Annotated in this window: 4 protein-coding genes; 1 reads left to right on the top strand and 3 read right to left on the bottom strand. The window is 62.4% G+C overall.

Going from position 1 to position 3,822, the window contains the following annotated elements:
• The 3 genes from NW837_RS13020 to mrdA form a co-directional block, all read right to left on the bottom strand.
• Positions 1–537 (bottom strand): aminotransferase class I/II-fold pyridoxal phosphate-dependent enzyme (locus NW837_RS13020; protein ID WP_414332066.1); only part of this gene is annotated, 537 nt, incomplete at its 3' end.
• 35 nt (positions 538–572) lie between these two features.
• The gene (locus tag NW837_RS13015) at positions 573–878 is read right to left on the bottom strand and encodes an HU family DNA-binding protein (RefSeq protein ID WP_414332065.1); all 306 of its coding nucleotides are present in this window, start codon (positions 876–878) and stop codon (positions 573–575) included.
• A 315-nt stretch (positions 879–1,193) separates the two neighbouring features.
• On the bottom strand, positions 1,194–3,095 hold the full coding sequence (mrdA, locus tag NW837_RS13010) for a penicillin-binding protein 2 (protein ID WP_414332064.1): 1,902 nt from the start codon (positions 3,093–3,095) through the stop codon (positions 1,194–1,196).
• Between the two features lie 125 nt (positions 3,096–3,220).
• Between mrdA and NW837_RS13005 the strand changes: the two genes are divergently transcribed.
• A partial coding sequence (locus NW837_RS13005) for a lipopolysaccharide biosynthesis protein (protein WP_414332063.1) occupies positions 3,221–3,822 on the top strand: 602 nt, incomplete at its 3' end.

Raw genomic sequence — 3,822 nt, 5'->3', positions numbered from 1 at the left:
GGGCAGGAGAGGCAGGATGTCTTGCTGCGGGATGAGCTGGCCCGTCGGGTTGTGGGGGTTGTTCAGCCAGAGCACTCGGCTCCCTTTGCCTGCCGCCGGAAGGGGTTCCTGCAGAAGGGTAAAACCGGCGGATCCCTGGCCGGGGAAAAAAGGCAGCGGCTTGATGGTCGCCCCTGCTGCCCGCAGAGCCCGCGCATACTCCCCAAAAGCAGGCTGGGGCAGCCATACCTCCCGCCCTTGCGCATCCCGGGCTGCCCAGGTGAGCAACTCCGCTGCCCCATTGCCCACAAAGATCCACTCAGGATCGACGGCCCAATGGTTGGCCAAACAGATGCGCAAGTCCCGATAGTCGGGATCCGGGTAGCGGCTGATTACAACCGGGTCTGCTGCAGACAGCGCCTGAGTCAGAGCTTGCAAGACCGATTCCGGTGGGCCCAGCGGATTCAAGCTGGCCGAAAAATCCAGAATCTCCTGGGGAGAGCAGCCAGCGATTGCTGCTCCCCAAGCCCAATTGCCACCATGTCGAGGCTGCTCCACGCCCTACCCAGCAGCCGAGTCCCAACCCGGCAAAATTAAGATTTCCCCCCTGCTACTGCTTCGCGGAATGACTTGCCCGCCGTAAAAGTGGGGACGATGCTCTCTGGGATCACCATTTTTTGGTTGGTTTTCGGGTTGCGACCTTCCCGCTCTTTGCGCTTGCGAGCCTCAAAGGAGCCGAAGCCCACCAGGGTCACCTTCCCCTTGGGTTCACCGTTTTCATCGCGGGATGCGACCTCTTCGACAATGATCTCCAGTGCGGCGGAAATGACAGCCTCCGCTTCTTTTTTGGTTACATTGGCGCGATGAGCGACGGCATCAACAAGTTCTGCCTTGTTCATCCTGATCTCCTTTTGAGTTAGGCAATAAAGTTAGAGCGTTCCCTGGATCGCGGATTCGCTCAGGCGTTGCAGAGCGGCCACGGCCCAGAGTGTTCTCAGTGTGTGGGAGCGGGGCTTGCCCTGCAATGCGCCAAGGCGCCACCGGCGCGAATGGCAGGATTGTGGCAGTTGAGCTCCAAATCACTGACATATTCTACAGCTAAGTTAGGGCAGAAGCCCGCTGGGAAAGGGGTTCTAGGGGATCTTAACGCAATTTTCTGGGAGACAAGAGACTGCATATACCCAGTTGGCTCGGATCCGACAGAAAGCTAGGGCTCACGACTCGGGTCGGAAGTAGGCCCGCATCACCTCTCGAAAGATGGGAGCGGCCCGTGATCCACCCCCACCGCCGCTGTTTTCCAGAAAGACCACGACCACCAATTCGGGCCGGTCGTAGGGAGCATAGCCAACATACCAAGCGTGGGATCGCCGCGGCGGATCCTCTGCGGTGCCGGTTTTACCAGCCGTTGGGGGAAATCCTGGCCCCAGGTTGGCGTTGCCGCCAGTGCCGTAAACCACGACATCTCGCAGCCCCTGCTGCAGGATCTCCAGGGTGGCAGGGGAAAGACCTACCTTTTGGCGCAGCGGCACAGGGCTTTCCGGGATCACCTGGTGCGAGAGCAAGGGGCGCACCCGCCAGCCCCCATTGGCCACTGCCGCCGTTACCACCGCCATTTGCAGCGGCGTAGCGGTAATAAATCCCTGGCCGATGGACATGTTGACCGTGTCGCCCACATACCAGGGCTCGCGCCAGTGGCGCTGCTTCCACTCAGCATCCGGCACCAGACCCGCGGCTTCCCCTTTGAGGCCAATCCCGGTCAGTTGTCCCAACCCAAAGCGGCGCGACCATTCTTGCAAGGGGGCAGCCTTGGTGCCGAGAGCAATTTGGTAGAAAAAGGTGTCGCTGCTGTAGGCCATCGCCTGCCGGTAGTTCAGCCGTCCGAAGCCGGCGCGGTTCCAGTCCCAGAAGCGCCACCCTCCCACCTGGATGTAGGGGCCGGTCTGCAGCACCGTATTCGGGGGAAAGGCTCCCGACTCAATCCCGGCAGCGGTGGTGATGATTTTGTAGGTGCTGGCGGGGGGATAGGGCCGCAGGCCGCGGTTGAGGAAGGGAAAATCCTGCTGCTGCAGGCTCTCCCACTGGGCTTGGGTGATGCGGCTGGAAAAGAGGTTGGGATCAAAGGTGGGATAGCTGGCCATGGCCAGGATCGAGCCATCGCTGGGATCCATGGCGATCACCGCTCCTTTTTGCTGGCCGAGGGCTCGCTCTGCCGCCTGCTGCAGCCGCACATCCAAAGTGAGCTGCAGGGTGTTGCCCGGTTGGGGCGCTTGTTCCCCCAGCACCCGCAGCACCTCTCCCATGGCGTCCACCTCCACCTGTCGCCCGCCCCATTGGCCGCGCAGATGGTTCTCGAACAATTCCTCCACTCCCATCAGGCCAACGATATCCCCCAGGCGATAGCTAGGGTCGGCCCGCAGTTGCTCTAGGGGGATCTCGCCGGTGTAGCCCAGCAGGTGAGCAGCCAAGTCGCCATGGGGATAAAACCGCGCTGTCTCCGCCTCCACCATCACCCCCGGCAGCTCGCGGCTCATCTCCTCCAGTTGAATGACCACCTGGGGGCTGGCGTTGCGCAGGATGCGCACGGGAAACGGGGAACGATATCCGGCCTGTTCCAGTTTCTGGGCGATCTCCTCGGGGGCCATGTTCAAGTATTCTGCCAACTTGGGGATCATCTCCTGCCAGCGCTGCCGCGACTGCACCAGAGGCCAGAGGAAGACCGAGTGGGACAATTGGCTGCCCGCCAGCAATACGCCGTTGCGATCCACAATGCGTCCGCGTTCTGGCGGCTGGGGCAACAGGCGAATGCGGTTGGTATCGGCCAGCTGGCGGTAATACTGGGTGCGCGCCAACTGCAGGTAGGCCAGACGGGATCCCAGCCCTCCAAACAGCAGCAGACTGGTCAGCAAGAGCAAGACAACGGCCCGATAGCCCTGCCCCACCGTTTTGGCCGATGCGGATCCCAGCCAACGAGGACTACCGCCGTCCGGCAGGGGTGGGGGAAGTACCCGGCGGGGGGCAGGCGGTCTGGAATGGGGGGAGAACAGGGCTTGCGGATCCCGTCCTGCCAAGGTGTGGGGGCTTCGCGCGGCGTTGCTGACGGGGTAGAGTTTGGCCATGAACTTGCCAGAAGAATTGCAACCCATACACCCAAAATCAAGAGGAGATGCCCGCTCTTGGGCGGGCCCTCTCAGCATCCATCCAGTATCCCTGGCTGCGGCAAGCCTCGTCCAGGAGTGGCAGCGTGGATAGAGCAGAACAACAGCGGCTACGCCAGGCTGCCTGGCTGATGGTGGGCAATGGCCTGCGCCTGGGGTTGTCTGGGGCCTATTTCATCCTCTTGGCGCGGCTGTTGGGGCCGGAAGCCTTCGGGGTTTTCTCCGCCATCTTGGCCTGCAGCAACCTGGCCGCCCCGTTTGGCTATTTGGGCCAATCGGAACTGCTGATCCAGCGCCTCAGCCGGCAGGGATCCCCGACTTGCACCCAGGGGGTTGGCCCCAGCTTATGGTTGGCGGGATTGGGCTGTGGGGGGATGGCGCTGGTGTTGTGGCCCCTCTTGAGCGTTTGGCTGGCCGGGACGCCGGCAGCGGTGGTGGGGGTATTGCTTTTGAGCGATCTGCTGTTCATCGCGGTGCCAGAGGTGTACAGGGGGATCCTGATCGGGAGAGAGCAGGTTGCCGGCGTAGCCCTCATCGACACGGGCATGGCGCTGGGGCGATTGGGGGCAGTATTGCTGGCGGTGGCCTTAGGCTGGGGATCCCTGGTGCAATGGGCTGTTCTGTACGGCCTGATGGTGTTGGTCGTGCTGCTGCTGATCGCGAGGGGGAAGGGGCGGTGGAGCGAGCC

This window comes from Synechococcus sp. R6-10 (assembly GCF_047461815.1).
GTDB lineage: Bacteria > Cyanobacteriota > Cyanobacteriia > Thermostichales > Thermostichaceae > Thermostichus.
Note: the sequence above shows the minus strand (reverse complement) of the source record. Positions and strands in the feature narration are given on the sequence as shown.

Coding starts and splice junctions, on each gene's coding strand:
- NW837_RS13015 (WP_414332065.1), bottom strand. CDS start 878: ATGAACAAGGCAGAACTTGTTGATGCCGTCGCTCATCGCGCCAATGTA.
- mrdA (WP_414332064.1), bottom strand. CDS start 3,095: ATGGCCAAACTCTACCCCGTCAGCAACGCCGCGCGAAGCCCCCACACC.